The sequence below is a fragment of the Pseudomonas sp. ZL2 genome (assembly GCF_054788455.1).
In genome coordinates this window covers 22,836-42,720 of sequence record NZ_JBGOGX010000011.1, presented here as the reverse complement: position 1 = coordinate 42,720, position 19,885 = coordinate 22,836, and the positions used below count along the sequence as shown (strand labels likewise).

Annotated in this window: 21 protein-coding genes and 1 tRNA gene; 17 read left to right on the top strand and 5 right to left on the bottom strand. The window is 61.2% G+C overall.

Annotation, left to right across the window (positions count from 1 at the left end; translation table 11 throughout):
- Positions 1-81 precede the first annotated feature (81 nt).
- From ruvA to ABM562_RS11060, 12 genes are all read left to right on the top strand, one after another.
- A complete protein-coding gene (gene ruvA / locus ABM562_RS11115) occupies positions 82-690 on the top strand; it encodes a Holliday junction branch migration protein RuvA (protein WP_115088308.1) in 609 nt (202 codons plus the stop codon).
- Positions 691-1,746: a Holliday junction branch migration DNA helicase RuvB gene (gene ruvB, locus ABM562_RS11110; RefSeq protein ID WP_115088307.1), complete on the top strand. Its 1,056-nt coding sequence runs from the start codon at positions 691-693 to the stop codon at positions 1,744-1,746.
- A 125-nt stretch (positions 1,747-1,871) separates the two neighbouring features.
- On the top strand, positions 1,872-2,327 hold the full coding sequence (gene ybgC / locus ABM562_RS11105) for a tol-pal system-associated acyl-CoA thioesterase (protein WP_134063956.1): 456 nt from the start codon (positions 1,872-1,874) through the stop codon (positions 2,325-2,327).
- 2 nt (positions 2,328-2,329) lie between these two features.
- Positions 2,330-3,025: a protein TolQ gene (gene tolQ, locus ABM562_RS11100; RefSeq protein ID WP_010223192.1), complete on the top strand. Its 696-nt coding sequence runs from the start codon at positions 2,330-2,332 to the stop codon at positions 3,023-3,025.
- Between the two features lie 14 nt (positions 3,026-3,039).
- Positions 3,040-3,492: a protein TolR gene (gene tolR / locus ABM562_RS11095; RefSeq protein WP_115088305.1), complete on the top strand. Its 453-nt coding sequence runs from the start codon at positions 3,040-3,042 to the stop codon at positions 3,490-3,492.
- Positions 3,492-4,568: a cell envelope integrity protein TolA gene (gene tolA, locus ABM562_RS11090; RefSeq protein ID WP_115088304.1), complete on the top strand. Its 1,077-nt coding sequence runs from the start codon at positions 3,492-3,494 to the stop codon at positions 4,566-4,568. The genes tolR and tolA overlap by 1 nt, the downstream gene beginning before the upstream one ends.
- On the top strand, positions 4,565-5,866 hold the full coding sequence (gene tolB / locus ABM562_RS11085; RefSeq protein WP_115088303.1) for a Tol-Pal system beta propeller repeat protein TolB: 1,302 nt from the start codon (positions 4,565-4,567) through the stop codon (positions 5,864-5,866). The genes tolA and tolB overlap by 4 nt, the downstream gene beginning before the upstream one ends.
- A gap of 52 nt (positions 5,867-5,918) precedes the next feature.
- A complete protein-coding gene (gene pal / locus ABM562_RS11080) occupies positions 5,919-6,416 on the top strand; it encodes a peptidoglycan-associated lipoprotein Pal (protein ID WP_010223188.1) in 498 nt (165 codons plus the stop codon).
- 6 nt (positions 6,417-6,422) lie between these two features.
- Positions 6,423-7,247, top strand: a complete 825-nt coding sequence (gene ybgF, locus ABM562_RS11075) for a tol-pal system protein YbgF (RefSeq protein WP_460421979.1) — start codon at positions 6,423-6,425, stop codon at positions 7,245-7,247.
- 158 nt (positions 7,248-7,405) lie between these two features.
- Positions 7,406-8,053 (top strand): 7-carboxy-7-deazaguanine synthase QueE, encoded by a 648-nt coding sequence (gene queE, locus ABM562_RS11070; RefSeq protein ID WP_460421977.1) that lies wholly within the window; start codon positions 7,406-7,408, stop codon positions 8,051-8,053.
- Positions 8,054-8,066: 13 nt separating this feature from the next.
- Positions 8,067-8,741 (top strand): 7-cyano-7-deazaguanine synthase QueC, encoded by a 675-nt coding sequence (gene queC / locus ABM562_RS11065; RefSeq protein WP_115088300.1) that lies wholly within the window; start codon positions 8,067-8,069, stop codon positions 8,739-8,741.
- Between the two features lie 61 nt (positions 8,742-8,802).
- Positions 8,803-8,878, top strand: a tRNA-Lys gene (locus ABM562_RS11060).
- Between the two features lie 134 nt (positions 8,879-9,012).
- Here ABM562_RS11060 and ABM562_RS11055 read toward each other — a convergent pair.
- The gene (locus ABM562_RS11055; protein WP_460421975.1) at positions 9,013-11,226 is read right to left on the bottom strand and encodes a TonB-dependent receptor; all 2,214 of its coding nucleotides are present in this window, start codon (positions 11,224-11,226) and stop codon (positions 9,013-9,015) included.
- A 262-nt stretch (positions 11,227-11,488) separates the two neighbouring features.
- Here ABM562_RS11055 and ABM562_RS11050 point away from each other — a divergent pair, with 262 nt between their 5' ends.
- Positions 11,489-12,382 (top strand): glycosyltransferase family 2 protein, encoded by an 894-nt coding sequence (locus ABM562_RS11050; protein WP_115088298.1) that lies wholly within the window; start codon positions 11,489-11,491, stop codon positions 12,380-12,382.
- 17 nt (positions 12,383-12,399) lie between these two features.
- A complete protein-coding gene (locus tag ABM562_RS11045; RefSeq protein WP_115088515.1) occupies positions 12,400-13,020 on the top strand; it encodes a CatB-related O-acetyltransferase in 621 nt (206 codons plus the stop codon).
- Between the two features lie 9 nt (positions 13,021-13,029).
- On the opposite strand, the gene ABM562_RS11040 is transcribed toward ABM562_RS11045, so the two are convergent.
- Complete coding sequence (locus ABM562_RS11040) at positions 13,030-14,283, bottom strand: SMI1/KNR4 family protein (protein ID WP_346616702.1); 1,254 nt, start codon at positions 14,281-14,283, stop codon at positions 13,030-13,032.
- A 148-nt stretch (positions 14,284-14,431) separates the two neighbouring features.
- Here ABM562_RS11040 and ABM562_RS11035 point away from each other — a divergent pair, with 148 nt between their 5' ends.
- Entirely contained in the window at positions 14,432-14,890 is a 459-nt protein-coding gene (locus ABM562_RS11035; RefSeq protein ID WP_115088296.1) for a carboxypeptidase regulatory-like domain-containing protein, read from the top strand.
- On the opposite strand, the gene ABM562_RS11030 is transcribed toward ABM562_RS11035, so the two are convergent.
- Complete coding sequence (locus ABM562_RS11030; protein WP_115088295.1) at positions 14,832-15,782, bottom strand: DMT family transporter; 951 nt, start codon at positions 15,780-15,782, stop codon at positions 14,832-14,834. The genes ABM562_RS11035 and ABM562_RS11030 overlap by 59 nt on opposite strands.
- Before the next feature lie 97 nt (positions 15,783-15,879).
- Here ABM562_RS11030 and ABM562_RS11025 point away from each other — a divergent pair, with 97 nt between their 5' ends.
- Positions 15,880-16,761: a LysR family transcriptional regulator gene (locus tag ABM562_RS11025; protein ID WP_460421972.1), complete on the top strand. Its 882-nt coding sequence runs from the start codon at positions 15,880-15,882 to the stop codon at positions 16,759-16,761.
- A gap of 48 nt (positions 16,762-16,809) precedes the next feature.
- Complete coding sequence (locus ABM562_RS11020; RefSeq protein WP_115088294.1) at positions 16,810-17,508, top strand: peptidoglycan DD-metalloendopeptidase family protein; 699 nt, start codon at positions 16,810-16,812, stop codon at positions 17,506-17,508.
- 1 nt (position 17,509) lies between these two features.
- On the opposite strand, the gene ABM562_RS11015 is transcribed toward ABM562_RS11020, so the two are convergent.
- Both ABM562_RS11015 and ABM562_RS11010 read right to left on the bottom strand, forming a co-directional pair.
- Positions 17,510-18,808: an NAD(P)/FAD-dependent oxidoreductase gene (locus ABM562_RS11015; protein ID WP_134063944.1), complete on the bottom strand. Its 1,299-nt coding sequence runs from the start codon at positions 18,806-18,808 to the stop codon at positions 17,510-17,512.
- Positions 18,805-19,884: a polyamine ABC transporter substrate-binding protein gene (locus tag ABM562_RS11010; RefSeq protein WP_420832711.1), complete on the bottom strand. Its 1,080-nt coding sequence runs from the start codon at positions 19,882-19,884 to the stop codon at positions 18,805-18,807. The genes ABM562_RS11015 and ABM562_RS11010 overlap by 4 nt, the downstream gene beginning before the upstream one ends.
- Position 19,885 lies beyond the last annotated feature (1 nt).

The window sequence follows — 19,885 nt, the reverse complement described above, 5'->3', positions numbered from 1 at the left end:
CCCGGGCAATGCCTTCGGCCATTGCATTTGCTGTTAGGGTTGACCGGTCGCTTGCCGGTGCCCATGAGGAAGGATCGGAACGTGATTGGACGTTTGCGCGGCACCCTGGCTGAAAAACAGCCGCCGCACCTGATTGTCGACGTCAACGGCCTGGGCTACGAGCTCGAAGTGCCGATGACCACCCTGTACCGCTTGCCCAAGGTTGGCGAAGTGGTGACCTTGCACACCCACCTGGTGGTGCGCGAGGACGCTCATCTGCTGTATGGCTTTCATGAAAAGCGCGAACGCGAGCTGTTTCGCGAGCTGATCCGCCTCAACGGCGTGGGGCCCAAGCTGGCCCTGGCATTGATGTCGGGCCTGGATGTCGACGAACTGGTACGCTGTGTCCAGGCCCAGGATGCCTCGGCCCTGGTCAAGGTGCCCGGGGTCGGTAAAAAGACCGCCGAGCGCCTGCTGGTTGAACTCAAGGATCGCTTCAAGGCCTGGGAAACCTCACCGGCCATGTTTGCCCTTGTGCCCAATGGTCCACTGCCGATTGCCAGCGTCTCCAGCGCCGAGGCCGATGCCGTCAGCGCGCTGATTTCCCTGGGCTATAAGCCCCAGGAAGCCAGCAAGGCGGTGGCCGCCGTGGATGCCAAGGGCCTGAGCAGTGAAGAGCTGATCCGTCGCAGCCTTAAGGGAATGATCTAAGTGATTGAAGCCGATCGACTGATAGCCGCCACCGGGCGCGACCGAGAAGAGGTCCAGGACCGGGCGATCCGTCCATTGCGCCTGGCCGAATACATCGGCCAGCCGGTGGTGCGCGAACAGATGGCCTTGTTCATCCAGGCCGCCCGCGGGCGCAACGAATCCCTCGACCACACGCTGATCTTCGGCCCGCCGGGGCTGGGCAAGACCACCCTGGCCAATATCATTGCCCAGGAGATGGGCGTGTCGATCAAGAGCACTTCGGGGCCGATCCTCGAACGCCCGGGTGACCTGGCTGCCTTGCTGACCAACCTCGAACCCCATGACGTGCTGTTCATCGACGAAATCCATCGCCTGTCGCCCATCGTCGAAGAAGTGCTGTACCCGGCCATGGAAGACTTCCAGCTCGACATCATGATCGGCGAAGGGCCGGCGGCGCGCTCGATCAAGCTCGATTTGCCTCCGTTCACCCTGGTCGGTGCCACCACCCGTGCCGGCATGCTGACCAACCCGCTGCGTGACCGCTTCGGCATCGTCCAGCGCCTGGAGTTCTACAACACCGAGGACCTGGCGACCATCGTCAGCCGTTCCGGTGGCATTCTTGGCTTGCCCATCGAGGACGAAGGCGCCTTCGAGATCGCCCGCCGGGCCCGCGGTACGCCACGGATCGCCAACCGCCTGCTGCGGCGGGTGCGCGACTACGCCGAAGTGCGCGGCAAGGGCCATATCACCAAACCGGTTGCCGACATGGCGCTGAACCTGCTGGATGTCGACGAGCGCGGGTTCGATCACCAGGACCGGCGCCTGCTGCTGACCATGATCGAGAAGTTCGACGGTGGTCCGGTGGGGGTCGACAGCCTGGCTGCGGCCATCAGCGAAGAGCGTCACACCATCGAGGACGTGCTCGAGCCCTACCTGATCCAGCAGGGCTACATCATGCGCACGCCACGGGGCAGGGTGGTGACCCGGCACGCGTACCTGCATTTCGGTCTGAATATTCCCAATCGGATGGGGGAATCGATCACCGGTGAGGGTTTTTCCGCCCAGGCCGATGAGTGACAGATTTATCCAGCGTTTCTGTGGTCCTATCCGCGGGCATGGCTCAGTCACGCTGGCAATACGACATAATCGATGAAAAACAGTTGCCGGGGCGGATTGGCAAGCTGAGGAGTTAGCACTAGAGTATGCGCGCGCAAATTGAGCTAGAGCCGTTCGCACATCGTTGTCGTGTCTATTACGAAGATACCGATGCCGGCGGCGTGGTGTATTACGTCAATTACCTGAAATTCATGGAACGTGCCCGCACCGAGCGGTTGCGTGCCCTGGGCTTTGCCCAGTCGGCAATGGCGCAGGAAAACCTGCTGTTCGTGGTCCATTCCAGCGAGGCGCGCTATCACGCGCCAGCGCGGCTGGACGACGAATTGCGGGTCACCGCGCAAGTGCTTGAATTGAACCGCGCCAGCCTGCGCTTCGTGCAGCAGGTATGGCGCGAAAAAGATGCAACGCTGCTCTGCGAAGGGCAGTTCCTGGTGGCCTGTGTGCGCGCCGATACTTTCAAACCCCGGGCCATTCCCCCAGCGCTGCGCGCGGCCTTTGCCGAGGCGGGCGATCCGGGTACTCATTCAAATGCAGGAGATTAAGCGTGGAAGCTAACGTCGTCGACCATACCTCCATGTGGAGCCTGGTCAGCAATGCCAGCATCGTGGTACAGCTGGTCATGCTGATTCTGGTTGCCGCATCGGTAACGTCATGGATCATGATTTTTCAGCGCAGCACCATGCTGCGCGCCGGTCGTCGTGCGCTGGACAGCTTTGAAGAGCGCTTCTGGTCGGGCATCGACCTGTCCAAGCTGTACCGTCAGGCTGGCAGCAACCCGGACCCGGATTCGGGCGTAGAACAGGTGTTCCGCGCCGGCTTCAAGGAATTCTCGCGTCTGCGCCAGCAGCCGGGCGTCGACCCTGATGCGGTCATGGAAGGCGTTGGCCGGGCCATGCGCGTCGCCATCTCCCGTGAAGAAGAGAAGCTCGAGCAGAGCCTGCCGTTCCTCGCCACCGTTGGTTCCACCAGCCCGTACATCGGCCTGTTCGGTACCGTCTGGGGCATCATGAACTCCTTCCGCGGCCTGGCCTCGGCGCAGCAAGCGACCCTGGCCACCGTGGCCCCGGGTATCGCCGAAGCCCTGATCGCCACCGCGATCGGCCTGTTCGCCGCGATTCCTGCGGTTATTGCCTACAACCGTTTCGCTGCCCGCAGTGAAGTCTTGATCGGCCGTTACTACACGTTCGCCGACGAGTTCCAGGCCATCCTGCACCGTAAAGTGCACACCAGCGAAGAGTGATCAGGTAAAAGCCCATGGCCCGAGTTCGCCACAAACGCAAGCCGGTCGCCGAAATGAACGTGGTGCCATACATCGACGTGATGCTGGTACTGCTGGTGATTTTCATGGTGACCGCACCCATGCTCAACCAGGGCGTGAAGGTCGACTTGCCCAAGGTTTCCAGTGAAGCCTTGCCGCAGGACAACAACACCCAGGTCCTGACCATTTCGATCAAGGCTGACAAGACCTACTTCTGGAACCTTGGCAGCGAGGTCGACACCGACAAGCAGATGGACAAGGCCATGACCTTGCCGCAAATGACCGACGCCGTGACCAAGATCATCAGCGCCGGCCGTGACCAGGGCAAGCAGACCCAGGTCTTCATCCGTGGTGACAAGTCCGTCGACTATGGCGCGGTCATGGGTGCCATGGGCGGGTTGCAGAAGGCAGGTGTCGGTAACGTTGGCCTGATTACCGAGGCGCCCTGATGCAACAGCGAGAGCCATCCGCCTCGGAAAGCTATTTCTGGCCCAGTGTCTGGGCCATTGCGCTGCACGTTCTGGTGTTCGGCATGCTGTTCGTCAGTTTTGCCATGACCCCGGAACTGCCGCCGGCCAAGCCTATTGTCCAGGCAACCCTGTACCAGCTGAAATCCAAGAGTCAGGCGACCACCCAGACCAATCAGAAGATTGCCGGTGAAGCCAAGAAGACTGCTTCGCGTCAAACCGAAGAAGAGCAGATGGAACAGAAGAAGGTCGAGCAGCAGGCAGTGAAGGCTGCGGAACAAAAGAAAGAAGAAGCTGCTCAAAAGGCCGAAGAGGCGCGAGCCGAAGCCGAAGCGAAGAAAGCCGAGCAGGCCGAGAAGGCCGAGGAAGCGAAGAAAACCGCCGAAGCCAAGAAAGCCGAAGAGGCGAAGAAGGCCACCGAGAAGCAACAGGCTGACATCGCCAAGAAGAAGGCCGAAGAGGAAGCCAAGAAAAAGGCTGACGAAGAGGCCAAGAAGCAGGCGGCTGAAGAAGCCAAGAAAAAAGCAGCCGAGGACGCCAAGAAGAAGGCGGCCGAGGACGCGAAGAAAAAAGCAACGGCTGAAGAGGCGAAGAAAAAAGCCGCCGAAGACGCCAAGAAGAAAGCTGCAGCTGATGCAGCCAAGAAGAAGGCACAGGATGCAGCCCGCAAGGCGGCGGAAGACAAGAAAGCCCAGGCCCTGGCCGAGCTTCTGTCCGACACCACCGAACGGCAGCAAGCCCTGGCTGACGAGCAGGGTGATCAGGTAGCCGGCGATTTCGACGACCTGATTCGTGCACGTGCGGCCGAGGGCTGGGCACGTCCGCCTTCTGCGCGCAAGAACATGACGGTGGTCCTGCAGATCGGCATGTTGCCCGATGGCACCATTACCTCGGTGAGCGTAGCCCGCTCCAGTGGTGACGGTCCGTTTGACAGCTCGGCTGTGGCAGCGGTCAAGAACATTGGTCGTTTAACCGAGATGCAGGGCTTGAAACCGAGCGAATTCAATCCCTATCGTTCATTCAAGATGACATTCACACCTGAGGATCTAGCCTTGTGATTAACCTTCTTCGAGGACTGCTGGTTGTTCTCTGCTGTGCAGCAGGGTTGGCCGTAGCAGATGAAAAGAACATCCTGGTCACCAGCGGCAGCGATCGCGCGACGCCGATCGCCGTCGTGCCGTTCGGTCTGCAGGGCGGTAGCGTGCTGCCTGAAGACATGGCTGACATCATTGGTAATGACCTGCGCAACTCCGGTTATTACTCGCCGATCCCGCGGCAGAACATGATCAGCCAGCCGAGCCAGGCCAGCGAAGTGATCTTCCGTGACTGGAAAGCCCTGGGCGCCCAGTACATCATGGTCGGCAGCATCGTCCCTGCGGGCGGTCGCCTGCAGGTGCAGTACGCGCTGTTCAACGTCGCCACCGAGCAGCAAGTGCTGACCGGCAGCGTCTCGGGCAGTGTCGACCAACTTCGCGACATGTCGCACTACATCGCCGACCAGTCGTTCGAAAAGCTCACCGGCATCAAGGGTGCGTTCTCTACCCGCATGCTGTACGTGACTGCCGAGCGCTTCTCGACCAACAACACCCGTTACACCCTGCAGCGTTCCGACTACGACGGTGCGCGGGCAGTAACCCTGCTGCAATCGCGTGAGCCGATCCTGTCGCCGCGCTTTGCCCCGGATGGCAAGCGCATTGCCTATGTGTCGTTCGAGCAGAAGCGTCCGCGCATCTTCGTTCAGCACATCGACACCGGTCGCCGTGAGCAGATCACCAACTTCGAAGGCCTCAATGGTGCGCCAGCCTGGTCTCCGGATGGTTCGCGCCTGGCGTTCGTGCTGTCCAAGGACGGCAACCCGGACATCTATGTGATGAACATGGGTTCGCGCCAACTGTCGCGCGTGACTGCAGGTCCTGGTATCAACACCGAACCGTTCTGGGGTAAAGATGGCTCGACCATCTACTTCACCTCCGACCGCGGTGGTAAACCACAGATCTACAAAACCAATGTTTCCGGTGGTGGTGCAGAGCGGGTAACTTTCGTGGGTAACTACAACGCCAACCCTAAACTGTCGGCGGATGAAAAGACCCTGGTGATGATTCATCGCCAACAAGGTTTCACCAACTTCAAAGTGGCTGCACAAGATTTGCAACGCGGCAGTGTAAAGATTCTCTCGGAAACAAGTCTTGATGAGTCACCCACTGTTGCGCCCAACGGCACCATGCTAATCTACGCCACCCGCCAGCAGGGCCGGGGAGTCTTGATGCTCGTCTCTCTCAACGGACGCGTGAGGCTCCCGCTTCCTACCGCTCAAGGCGAAGTCAGAGAACCGTCCTGGTCCCCTTACCTGAACTGACGCGGCGCTTTACGTTTTACTTAACACACTGGGGTTCATTAGGAGTTTCACGATGGAAATGCTGAAGTTTGGTAAGTTTGCTGCGCTGGCTCTGGCCATGGCCGTAGCTGTAGGTTGCTCCTCGAAAGGCGGTGACGACGCAGGTCAAGGCCAAGTCGATCCTAACGCTGGCTACGGTGCCAACACTGGCGCTGTTGACGGCAGCCTGAGCGAAGAAGCTGCTCTGCGCGCAATCACCACCTTCTACTTCGAATACGACAGCTCGGACCTGAAGCCAGAAGCCATGCGCGCTCTGGACGTTCATGCCAAGGACCTGAAAGGCAACGGCGCTCGCGTCGTGCTGGAAGGTAACACCGACGAGCGTGGTACTCGCGAATACAACATGGCTCTGGGCGAGCGTCGTGCGAAAGCCGTTCAACGCTACCTGGTACTGCAAGGCGTTTCTCCTGCCCAGCTGGAACTGGTTTCCTACGGCGAAGAGCGTCCAGTTGCTACCGGTAACGACGAGCAGTCCTGGGCTCAGAACCGTCGCGTCGAACTGCGTAAGTAATTCGATATGCGAACGTGCCGTCGTGCTGTAACCGTCCTGGTTCTCACCCTGCCTCTCATGGCCTGGGCTGAGGTTCCTGTTGTTGATGACAACGCAGGCTATAGCGGCGCAAGCAGCTATCCGCCTGCGGGTTATGGTACGAACGGCGCCTATGCCGGGGGAGGGGTTACGGCCCCTGCCTCGGCACAGGGCCAGCTGTTCATGCAACTGCAGCAAATGCAGGAGCAGATCGCGCGTCAACAAGGCATCATTGAAGAGCTGCAAAATGATGTGTCACGCATGAAACAGGAGAGCCTGGAGCGTTACCAGGACCTGGATCGGCGTATTGGAAGCGGTGTTGCACCTGCCGCCACTCCTGATAATTCCTCCACCGGTGGCGAAGCCGCCGGTGCCGCTGCAGGCGCTGCCGCTGGTGCTGCCACCGGCCAGCCAGCAGCCAGTAGCGAACCTGGCGATCCGGCGAAAGAAAAGCTCTACTACGATGCTGCTTTCGACCTGATCAAAGCCAAGGATTTCGACAAGGCCAGCCAGGCGTTCAACGCCTTCCTGCGCAAGTACCCGAACAGCCAGTACGCCGGCAACGCGCAGTACTGGCTCGGTGAAGTGAACCTGGCCAAGGGCGACCTGCAAGCTGCAGGGCAAGCCTTCGCCAAGGTCAGCCAGCTGTATCCCAAGCACAACAAGGTGCCGGATTCGCTGTACAAGCTGGCCGATGTTGAGCGCCGCCTGGGTCACACCGACCGGGTCAAGGGCATTCTCCAGCAGGTGGTCACCCAGTACCCGGGGACCTCGGCTGCACAACTGGCCCAGCGCGACTTGCAGAAGCTCTGAGTCGGTCGCTTTAAAAGAAACCCGCGCTAGTCGCGGGTTTTTTCGTTAGAATCACTGCCCTTTTATGAAACACGCTGCTGCGAACTACGCGATGTCGAGTTCTCAGTGGTGCCTGACGGAGGCGGACAGCCTGTTTAGCTGTTACGCCCGTGGCGACTATGCAAGACACATTACGTATCACCGAAGTTTTTTACTCTTTGCAGGGTGAAACGCGTACCGCTGGGCTGCCCACGGTATTCGTTCGCCTCACCGGCTGCCCGCTGCGTTGCCAGTACTGCGACAGCGAGTACGCGTTCAGCGGCGGCAGTAGCCGCACCCTTGATTCGATCCTCGAACAGGTCGCTGGCTTCAAGCCGCGTTATGTCTGCGTAACCGGTGGCGAACCGCTGGCCCAGCCCAACGCTATCCCTTTGCTCAAGCAACTGTGTGACGCCGGTTACGACGTTTCGCTGGAGACCAGTGGTGCCCTGGATATTTCCAGGGTCGATACCCGGGTCAGCCGCGTCGTCGACCTCAAGACCCCAGGCTCGGAAGAAGTGCACCGCAACCGTTACGAGAACATCGAACTGCTGACCCGCAACGATCAGGTCAAGTTCGTCATCTGCTCTCGTGAAGACTATGACTGGGCGGTGTCCAAGCTCATTCAGTACGGCCTGGAAAAACGTGCCGGCGAAGTGCTGTTCTCGCCAAGCCACCATCAGGTGAGCGCAACTGACCTGGCCGACTGGATCGTGGCCGATAATTTGCCGGTTCGCTTCCAGATGCAGCTGCACAAGCTGCTATGGAACGACGAGCCGGGACGCTGACAGGAGCGATGCTATGACTGAGAAACGTGCGGTAATTCTGCTTTCCGGTGGTCTGGACTCGGCCACCGTGGTCGCCATGGCCAAGGCTGAAGGCTACAGTTGCTACACCATGAGCTTCGACTACGGCCAGCGCCATCGCGCTGAGCTGAACGCCGCAGCGCGGGTAGCCCGCGACCTGGGCGTGGTCGAGCACAAGGTCATCGGCTTGAGCCTGGACGGTATCGGTGGCTCGGCCCTGACCGACAGCAGCATCGATGTGCCCGAAGCACCGAGTGAAGGCATCCCGGTCACCTACGTGCCGGCGCGCAACACCGTGTTCCTGTCCCTGGCCCTGGGCTGGGCAGAAGTGCTGGAGGCCCGCGATATCTTCATCGGCGTCAATGCCGTGGACTATTCCGGTTACCCGGATTGCCGTCCGGAGTTCGTCGAGGCTTTCGAGCGCATGGCTAACCTGGCGACCAAGGCCGGTGTCGAAGGGCAGGGCTTCCGTATCCAGGCGCCGCTGCAGAACCTGAGCAAGGCGCAGATCGTCCAGGCCGGCATGGCCCGCGGGGTTGACTACAGCCTTACCGTTTCTTGCTATCAGGCCGACGATGAAGGCCGCGCCTGTGGTAAATGCGACAGTTGCCGCCTGCGCGCCGACGGCTTCAAAGCTGCCGGTGTAGAGGACCCGACCAGATATTTTTAAATTATTTTGCGATGGGGTGTTGATTTCCTGTTAGAAATCAGTATTATACGCGCCATCCAACGGGTCGTTAGCTCAGTTGGTAGAGCAGTTGGCTTTTAACCAATTGGTCGTAGGTTCGAATCCTACACGACCCACCATACGCTGTAAGAAAAAGCCCGCGTCCTGCAAAGGTCGCGGGCTTTTTCGTTTCTGTGGGAGCGGGCTTGCCCCGCGATTGCGATATGAAGGACATACGCAATCGCGAGGCAGGTTGCACCCTCGCTCCTACAAATCAGAACGCATAGGTCGCCGAGAGAATCGCCGAACGCGCATCGCCATACTCGATGGCCGAAGAACGCGCATCGGTGCCGTTCTGCTGGCGTACACGCTCGACATAGTCCTTGTTGAACAGGTTGTTGACGTTCAGCTGCAGGTCGAGGTCTTCGTTGACCCGGTACGCCACCATGGCATTGTGCAGCCAGTAGGCGTCGAGCTTGGCGCTGGTGCTGGAGGTCACGTTGCGTTCGCTGACATAGCGCGCGCCATAGCCGAGGGTCCAGCCAGCCGGCAGCTCGTAGGTGGTCCACAGGTTGAGCGAGCGTGGTGGGGTGTTGCCCAGCGCCTGGCCTTCACGGGCGATACCGGCTGCGGTGTTGGCGGCCTTGAGGGTTTCACTGTCGAGGAAGGTGTAGTTGGCGAACACGTCCCACTGCTCGGTGATGTGCCCGGTCACGCCGACTTCCACACCCTGCACGCGTTGCTTGCCGGCCAACTGGGTCGAGCCGTCGGCCATGGTTTCGCGGGCGTTGGTCTTCTCTACGCGAAACACGGCCGCGTCCAGTTCCAGGCGCTTGTCGAGCAACTCCCACTTGGTCCCCAGTTCCCAGGTCTCGTTTTTCTCCGGGGCCAGGTTTTCGGTGGTAGCACTCAGGCCGCCGCCGGTAGAGGCCAGGCTCTCGGCGGAGGGGTTGAAGGAGTTGCCCCAGGCCAGGTAGATACGGCCGTTCTCGGTGGGTTTGTAGACCAGCCCGGCACGCCCGCTGAGCTTCTCGTCGGTGGACTCGAAGTCGGAGGTGCGCACATGTGCAGCGTCGTAGCCTTGGGCTTCGCCCTTGAACTTGTCATAGCGCAGGCCCAGGTTCAGGTCCCATTGCTCATGCAGGGCGATGGTGTCGAACACATACAGCGCCTGGTTGGTCAGTTCGGTGTCGGTGTAGCCGCTGGTGGCCTTGTTGGCGGGCCCCGACCAGTGTCCTGGCGGGTTGCTCAGGTCGTAACCGTTGGCTGGATACAGGGCGTTGCTGAGCCCGTAGCCGTAGGTTTTCAGGTCCATGGTTTCGCGTGACACTTCCATGCCGCTGACCAGGTCGTGACGCATGCCCAGCAGGTTGAAGTTGCTGATCAGGTTGGTCTGGTTGATCCACATTTCGGTGGTTGCGTCGCGGCCATAGCCTTGCGGGCCTGCGGGGCGGTAACGGCCCGGGGGGACGCCGGTGGTGTTGACGTGGGAAGCGGACACCGTGGTATCGCGGACGATGTGGCTGTAGCGCGTGAGGTTTTGCAGGCGCAGGTTATCGTTGAAGTCGTGCTCGAAGTTGGCGGTGAATGAGCTTTGCTCGATCTCTTCCTTGTCGAGGTTCTTCCAGCCGAAGTAGTCCTCGCGGTTTACCCCCGCCAGGCGTTTGCCATCCAGGGCCGGCACACCGTAGTCGGGCAGATTGTCATCGACCTGGTGGAAGGCGCTCAGGGTCAGGCGCGTGGATTCGCTCAGGCCCAGGCGCAGGGAAGGGGCGATACCCCAGCGCTCGCGGTCGATCTGTTCGCGGCCGGCCACGTCGTTCTGGTGGCCCATGAGGTTGATGCGAAACGCGCTGTCTTGCCCCACGCCTTCCAGTGGCTGGTTGCTGTCCAGGGTCATGCGGTAGTAGTTGTCGGTGCCGACGCTGCCGCCCAGGCGGGTGAAGGCCTGGTCCTGGGGCTGCTTGCTGATGATGTTGATGCTGCCGCCGGTGGTGCCGGCGCCGCCGAACACCGAGTTGGGGCCTTTGATGACTTCGACCTGCTCGACATTGAACGTATCGGTACGGTTGGTCTGGGCGCTGTCGCGCAGGCCGTCGATCTGGATGTTGCTGTTGGCCGAGAAGCCGCGGATGTTGATGCTGTCGCCCGAACCGCCACCGCCTTCACCGGCGTTGAAGGTGATGCCGGAGACGTTGGACAGTACCTGGCGCAGGCTCAGCGCCTGCTGCTCCTTGATCACCTGGGAGGGCACCACGGTAATGGTCTGCGGGGTGTCGAGCAGCGGTGTGGCGTATTTGCTCGAGGCCGAGCGTTCGGTCTTGTAGTCGCCGCTGGCCTGGGCATCAATGTTGATGTTACCCAGCTCAAGAGGCGGGCTGGAAGTCTGCTCTGCGAGCGAGCAGCTCGATGCCGAAGCGACGGCCAGGCCCAGTGCTGAAGCCATGAAGGAGTGTGAAGAACGGCTACGGGCAATTTCGCAAGTCATGTAAGGTGCCACCCAGGGATAAATAAATGCAAGTGTTTATGAGAATTATTAGCAGTTGCGCTTTCATGATAATCTCTCGGCCTGTATTCTTTTCAGTATTTAGGTGTTTCTGAATATTTCTGGCTGCGGGCGCATCGGCTGGTACCGAGGCGCCGCCGCATCATGACAATGGCGACGAGTTCCAGCATGATGGTGGCCATTTTTTGATTCAGACGATCAGCAACAGCCTCCACAGAGAGGCCGACGTGAGGCATTACCCGCAATGACCCCCGAGCATTTGCAGCCGCTCTCCCAGCCACTGGCATCGCAGCCGCTGGTTTCCATCGTTGCTCCTTGCTACAACGCCGAGAAGTACCTTGAGGCTGCGCTGCAAAGCATCTTTGCCCAGGACTACTCCAACTTCGAAGTCATCATTGTTGACGATGGCTCGACGGACAACAGTCTGGCGATGCTCCGGGCGCTGCAGGATACTTACGATTTCAAGCTCCTGACCCAGCAGAATCAGGGCGTCAGCGCTACGCTGAACAACGGCCTCAAGCATGCCAGGGGTGTGTATGTTTCCACCCCGGATCTGGACGACATCATGCTTCCCCATTCGCTCAGCGTCAGGGCCAGGTATCTGGATGAACACCCGAAAGTGGGCTGCGTAGGTGCCTTGATCGCTTATATGGACAGCGACGGTGCCGAGATCAAGACCCAGCACCGTACCAAGGTGAAGAAATTCAGCTTCGATCAGATCGTCAGCGAAGCGGTGGTCATTGGTGCCCCCGGCGCGTTGTACCGCATGGAGGCTTTGCAGGCGGCGCAGTTTTACGACCCGAACATCAAAGTCCAGGATTTCCAGATAACGCTCAGAATTGCCAGCAAGGGTTACGAGATTCACGAGTTGCCCGTCTGTGTCACCCGTTACCGTCGACACCCCAATAACCTGTCTCGAAGGTTCAAGGTGTTGCTCGATGCCGATATGCTGGCAATGGCGCCTTATCAGGCGCATCCCGGTTACCAGAAGGGCAGGACGGTGCTGGTCAACAAGGCATTGAAGTATGCGGTGGTTGCCGACAAGAAGTTCGCCTGGAGCCTGTTGCGCACGATTCCGTTGCGCAATTACAACCGTACAACGCTCAAACGCTTGAAGCGCCTCGTACTGCACCGTTGATCAGCAAGGACCCCTTTGTGAAGTTATTCGACCTCTTGAAACAGCGTCGGGAGCGCAAGCGATTGCGCTCGATGGACAAGCTCGAGCGCGCTGCAGAAAAAATCAGGCTGCGCTATCCCCGATACAGTGTCGGGGTAGGCACCTATGGCATTCCGGAAGTCGTCGAATTTGGCGACGACACCGTACTGAAAATTGGCTCCTACACCTCGATCGCGGCGGGGGTACAGATTCTGCTGGGCGGTGAGCACCGTACCGACTGGCTGACCACCTACCCGTTTCCGGCCATGGTCGATGCCGTCAAGGACATCAAGGACTATGCGCCCAGCAAAGGCGATGTGGTGATCGGCAGTGATTGCTGGATCTGCACCAACGCGGTGATCCTCTCGGGCGTGACCATCGGCCACGGCGCAATTGTCGCCGCCGGAGCGATGGTCTCCCGCGATGTGCCTCCTTTTGCGGTGGTAGGTGGCAACCCTTGCAAGCAGATCAGGTGGCGGTTTGACGAAGATGTGCGCAACATCCTGCTGGAATCTGCCTGGTGGGACTGGCCCATGGACGAAGTCAAGGCGGTATCGAGGATGCTCAGCAGTTCGGACCTTGACAGCTTTCTTGCCTACATCAAAGCCCGCAACGGCTGACAGTCGTCCTCAGGAGAACAGGCGCTGGCGCAGCGTGTCGATACGCTCGGCTTCGGCCAGGTAGTCAACGGCGCTGCGATTGCTGAACAGCTTGCCGGCCTTGATCCGTTTGGCGTCGCGTCGCTGCTGCTCGGCGCGCTCCAGTAGCGCTTCGCGCAAGGCGCTGGCACTGGCCGGCGAAGCTTCGAGCAGCGGGCGGGCCATGACCTCGGCGCTTGCCATGTGGTCCTGGGCAACGGCGCTCAGCACGGCGCCAGGTTCGCTCAAGGCGCCCATGCCCAGCAAGCGGGCAGCCAATGCCGGGGTGATCTGGGCTGCGCCCACCAGGAGGGTGTCTGCTTGCACGGGGACCCCCTGGTCGAGTAACCAGCTGGCAGCCTCCAGGTGCCCGTGCTGCAGGCAAGATTCCAGGCTTGCACCGCGACCGCGCAGTGTTTCGGTCAGATCGCAGCCCGCGTCGCGCAGCGTCTGCAAGCGCGGGATGTCGCCCTGTTCGGCGGCATCGAGCATCGCCAGCTGGCGAAGGCGCGGCTGATGGGCGAGGCTGCCGTCAGCCAGGGCCGGGCGCCAGTCGAGCAGGCGCTGACGCAGCAACGCCTCAAGCCTTGCCTTGAGCGCCACGCCCACCTCACCGGCCCCCTCCAGTTCATCCAGCGCTTCAAGCAGTTCGCTGGCGCTGCTGTACTCGGCCTGCGGGTCGAACGGGTCTTCTTCATAGGCCAGCAGGCGAAACAGTCCACCGACGTCATCAGCGATGCGCGCGAGGCTGTCCTGGTGCAGGCTGCCGGCCCAGGCCGGCGGCAACCCGCGGCTCCAGGCAATCACCGCGCCATGGTCCGGGCCCGGGGTGACGCAGACGTAAAGGCGCTCCAGGTACTCGAAACCTGCGAAAGGCAGGTAGTCCAGTTTACCGCTCCATGGGCGACCCTGTTCCCGGGCGGCTTCTTCGGCCTGGTCCAGTTCGTGTTCGATCCAGCCCCAGAGGTCGCGGTAGCCGTCGCTGTCCGGATAGAACAGTTCACTGAAGGAGAATGGGTGGCGATGGCCATCGTAGACCACCTCCAGGTCGTAGCCGACGCGACCGCCAAAGCAGGTCTGCCATAGCTGCAACAGACCGGCAGGCACCGGGCCGGCCAGGTGGGCTTCGACCCGGGCCAGAGCTTGTGCGTCGATGGGCGGTTGAGTGTCGAAGATCACGCAGCCTTCAAACAGAGCCAGGTGATGGGCTTGCAGCAGCTGATGTTCGGCGGGGGAGAGTTCCATTCGTGGTCCACCTTCAGATTGGGCCGCAGACTCTAGCACGGTACGAAATCGTCATTGTATTGCTCGCGACCCTCACGCCGAATCGATCTAAACGCCAGGGAGGAGCGGCGTAAAATGGTCTGTACGCTGTCGCGCAGGAGTCATGGCAATGAAATCCTTCAGCATATTGGCGTTTTCCACTGCATTGGCCGTTGTACTGCTGGCCTGGCCGGCGCAGCGCTTGCAGGCTTCGCAGTACCAGGAGCCTGTCGATATGTCCGGGGTGCAGCTGCAATCCCAGGAGCAGAATGGCGTAAGTTATGTCACCGGCGGTATCGGCATCGATGAGTCGCGGGCCATTCAGCAAGTCCAGGGCTACAACTTGCACCTGACGTTCTCCACCGGCCCGGAAAACAAGTACGTGCCGGATGTCGACCTGACGATCCAGGGGCCGCAAGGTCAAACCGTGCTGCAACTCAACCAGGTCGGCCCGATGGTCTACGTCAAGCTGCCGCCGGGCAAATACAACCTGGTTGCCTCGCGCAATGGCGAACAACAGCTGGGTGCGGTCACTCTCGTTCCGGGCGAGACAGGCAAGGTGAACCTGCACTGGAAGCAGGACAACTGAGCGCCGCAGGCACCCGGTTGACCAGCAGTATGCCGGTGATCACCAACGTCCCGCCGGCCAGCATGGCGCCGGTCAGTTGCTCGCCCAGCAGCAAGGCGCCGGCCATTACGGCGGTCAGCGGATTCAGGGCGATGAAGCTGCCGGCGCGGGTCGCTCCGATACGGGCGATGGCGTCGTAGTACATCACGTACGCCAGCGCCGAACCCACAGCCCCGAGATACGCCAGGCTGATCAGGTCGCGCGCCGACAGCAAGCGTATTGAGGCGATGCTCATGCTGGTGTTGACCACCGCGTGCAAGCTGAGCATCGCCGCCCCGGCGAACACCGCATAGGTCACGGTGTGCAGCGCGCCGATCTGCGTTACCACGCGGGTGCAGAACACACTGAAGATCACCCAGCTCAGCACGCAGCCGAAGATCGACGCATCACCGATCCAGTTGCCCTGGCCGATCGCCCCAGGCGCCCTGGCCAGCACCACGCAGCCGGCGCCCAGCAGACAGAGGGCGACGCCGAGCAGTTGGGCCCGGCCAAGGCGCTGCCTGAAACACAGGTAGGTCACGATCGCCATGACCGCAGGATTGCTCGCAACGATCAGTGAGGCCCTTGAGGCATCCGTGTACTGCAAGCCGTGGAAGAAGAACAGGGTGTAGGCATAGATCCCGAAAAAGCCCAAGCCCAGGATCTGCACGAGCTGGGACCCGTTAACCCGCACGAAACCTTTTTTCGAAACCAGCAGGATGATTATCAGCACCACGCTGGCCAGGATAAAGCGCAGGCTGCCAAGCAACAGTGGATCGATACCGCTGGCCAGGGCGCGGCCGGCGACAAAGGTGCCGCCCCAGATCATCGAAACCAGCGCGAGTTTCAGGTAGGTGCAATAGTGAGACGGCATGGGCGGACCTGGCTGACGAGGTAAAGTCGATGCGCCATACTTCTACGAATGCAAACTCATATGGAAATGAGCAATCGCTCATGGGATGTCGCTGCCGATGACCTTGACCCAGCTGGAAATCTTCGCCGTGGTGGCGGCGCGTAAAGGCTTCACCCTGGCGGCTTCGCAACTGAAAATCTCGCAATCGGGTGTTTCCCACGCCATTCGTGCCCTGGAGCAGGAGCTTGGCGTGGCCTTGTTCGAGCGTCAGCAAGGGGATATCGAACTGACGGATATCGGCAGCCGCCTGCTGCAACGGGCGCAAGCAATGCTCGGCCTGGCCGAAACCATGCACCAGGAGGCTCTGGATGCCCTCGGAATGAAGCGGGGGACGCTGCGCATCGGCTCGTTCGGGCCGACGGCCTCGGTGCGTTTGCTGCCGGCCATCCTTGCCGCCTATCGCCAGGCTTATCCCGGCATCGAGGTGCATGTCGACGAAGGCCCGGATCGCCAGGTGCTGCAATGGCTGCAGGAGCGGCGCATCGATGTCGGCTTCGTGGTGCTGCCCGAGGAGCAGTTCGATACCTGCCCGTTGCTGGAGGACCAGATGGTCGTGCTCATGCCCACCGACCATGCACTGGCGCAGCACCCCGCCGTGACCCTCCAGCAGCTCTGCCTCGACCCTTTCGTGTTGACCGAAGCCGGTTCCGCCGAGATCGTCTCGCGGCTGTTTCTCGCCGCCAGGCTGCAGCCACGGATTCGCTACCGCACCTCGCAACTGCTCAGCACCCTGGAGGTGGTCGCCCGCGGTGACGGGTTGAGCATCGTTGCCCAATCGTCCTTGCCGTTGCGCACGACCCTGGATTATGTGCAGCGCCCGCTCCATCCGCCGGTCAAGCGTACGGTGGGGCTGGCGGTGGTCGATGAGCGAATCATCTCGCCAGCGACCCGCGCCTTTATCGAACTTGCACGGACTTTGCCGCGTAATGTCGCCGACTGATTTATAGTAGCGCCCTCGTCAATGGCGTCTCCGGGAAAAGGAAGTGGTGTGTTTTTCAGGTTTGTTCTGATCGCCGTAATGCTGGCGATGTCCGCATGCAGTTCGCATTCCCCAAGCCCCGGTACCTCTGCCAACAAAGTCGTGGCCGGCACCTACAAGGTCAAGCGCGGCGATACCCTGTATTCGATCGCCTCGCGCCATGGCTGGAGCTTCAAGGAGCTTGCGCGTTACAACGGCATCAGCGCGCCCTATGCGGTGAATGTCGGCCAGACCATTCGTTTCGGTGGTTCGAAAACCACCACGCGCACCACCACCACCCGTAGCACCAGCAGTGCCAGCAAGGCCAGGCCCGTGGCGCCGGCCACCAAGGTCACCCTGCGCGGGTGGGCGTGGCCGCTGCAGGGCACGGTGATCCGCCGCTACTCGTCAGCCGACAAGCTCAACAAGGGCATTCGCATCGCCGCCACTCCGGGCCAGCCGGTGTACGCCAGCCTCGGCGGCAAGGTGGCGTTCGCGACGAACATCCGTGGTTACGGCAACCTGATCATCCTCCAGCACGGCACCTCCCATGCCAGCGTCTACGGTCACAACAGCAAGTTGCTGGTCAAGGAAGGCCAGACCGTCAGCAAGGGCCAGAAGATCGCCGAAGCCGGCGACCTGGACACCGACCGGGTGCAGCTGTACTTCGAGATCCGCCAGAGCGGCAAGCCGATCGACCCGCTGAGCGTGTTGCCGGCGGCCGGCTGAATTAGCCCAGCACCTCACGCAGGCGGTACCAGAACATCCCCAGGGCCAGCAGTGGCGAGCGCAGGGCCTTGCCACCCGGGAAGGTCAGGTGCGGCACGGCGCTGAACACATCCAGGCCCTGGCTGTGCCCGGCATGAATGGCCTCGGCCAATAGCCGCGCGGTCCAATGGGTGACGTTCAGGCCATGGCCGCTGTAGCCCTGGGCATAGAACACGTTCGGGTGCTGCTGCAGGCGGCCGACCTGGGGGAAGCGGTTGGCGGTGATGCCGATCTTGCCGCCCCACTGAAAGTCGATGCGGGTGTCCGCCAGTTGCGGGAATACCTTGAGCATCTTCGGCTTCATGTAGGCGGCGATGTCCGCAGGATCGCGCCCGGAGTAGTGGCAGGCGCCACCGAACAGCAGGCGCCGGTCGGCAGACAGCCGATAATAGTCCAGACCGACCTTCTGGTCGCACAGCGACAGGTTCTGCGGAATCAATTGCTCGGCCTGCGTCTGTGACAACGGCTCGGTGGCGATGATGTAGCTGCCGGCGGGCAGTACCTTGCCGCTCAAGCGCGGCTCGAGTTCATCCAGGTGGGCGTTGCAGGCCAGCACCAGGCTGCCGGCGCGAACCGTGCCGTGGCGGGTGCGTAGCTGCACGGTGGCGCCATGGCTGATCTCCAGCACCGCGCTCTGTTCGAAGATACGTACGCCGAGGGACTCGGCCACGCGCGCCTCGCCAAGCACCAGGTTGAGCGGATGCAGATGGCCCGAACCGCGGTCGATCAGGCCGCCGGCATAGACGTCGGAGGCGACCACCTGATGCATCTGCCCGGGCCCGACCAATTGTGTTTCATGGCGATAGTCCAGCTCGGCCAGACTCTGCTGCTCGGCACGGAAGGCGGCAAACTGCGCCGGGGTGTTGGCCAGTTCGCAAAAACCCCAGCGCAGGTCGCAATCGATGCCGTGCGCGCGGATGCGCTCGGCCACTACTTCGACCGATTCGATGCCGGCGCGTTGCAGGTACTTCACCCCGTCCTGGCCGACGTAGCGGGCAAAGCCCTCGACCTCGTGGCCGATACCGCGAATCAACTGGCCGCCGTTGCGACCGCTGGCGCCCCAGCCGATGCGCCGGGCTTCCAGGAGGATCACCGAGAGCCCGCGCTGAGCCAGTTCGATGGCGCAGTTGACCCCGGTAAAGCCGCCGCCGATCACGCAGACATCAGCCTGCAGGTCGGCGCTCAGGGCAGAGTAGGGCGCCAGCTTGTGGGCCGTGGCGCTGTAGTAGGAGCGGGCGTGTTCAGAGGTGTACTGGTTCATTTGTTCGACTTCACTTTGCTCCAGGAACGGGTCATCAGGCGCATGATCGCCGGCGTCGGGGTGTTGGAGACATACAGCTTGTCCAGCACCTCTTGCGGCGGGTACACCTCGGGGTTGTTGACCAGTTCGGCATCCATGTACTGCTTGGCCGGCGGGTTGGCGTTGGCATAGCCGACCACGCCGCTGACCTTGGCGATCACCTTCGGATCGAGCAGGTAGTTGATGAAGGCATAGGCCTCCTTAGGGTTGCTGGCGTCGGAGGGGATGGCCAGCAGGTCGAACCACAGGTTGCTGCCTTCCTTGGGAATGGCGTAGGCGATGTTGACGCCGTTGTTGGCTTCCTTGGCGCGGTTGGCGGCCTGGAACACGTCGCCCGAATAGCCGAAGGCTACGCAGATATCGCCGTTGGCCAGGTCCGAGACGTACTTGGACGAGTGGAAGTAGGTGATGTAGGGGCGCAGGGTCAGCAGTTTGGCCTCGGCCTTCTTGTAGTCTTCAGGCTTGTTGCTGCGTGGGTCCATGCCCATGTAGTTGAGGATTGCCGGGAACAGCTCGTCGGCCGAATCCATGAATGACACGCCGCACTGGCTGAGTTTTTTCAGGTTCTCGGGCTCGAACATCACCGCCCAGGAGTCGATGTGATCAACGCCCAGCACCTGCTTGACCTTGTCGACGTTGTAGCCGATGCCGTTGGTACCCCACAGGTAGGGCACCGAGTGCTGGTTGTCGGCGTCGTTCTCCTGCAGGGCCTTGAGCAGCACCGGGTCGAGGTTCTTCCAGTTCGGTAGCTGCTCGCGGTCCAGTTTCAGAAAGGCCCCGGCTTCGACCTGACGGGCCAGGAAGTGGTTGGAAGGCACGACCACGTCGTAGCCGGTGCGGCCGGCCAGCAACTTGCCTTCCAGGGTTTCGTTGGAGTCGAACACGTCGTAGATGACCTTGATACCGGTGCTGCCCTGGAAATCCGCCAGGGTCGTTTCACCGATGTAGTCGGTCCAGTTGTACACGCTGACACTGGGCTGGGCCTGGGCCGCGGCGCTGACCAGCAGCGCCAGGGTTGCAGTAACGACTGTTTTCATG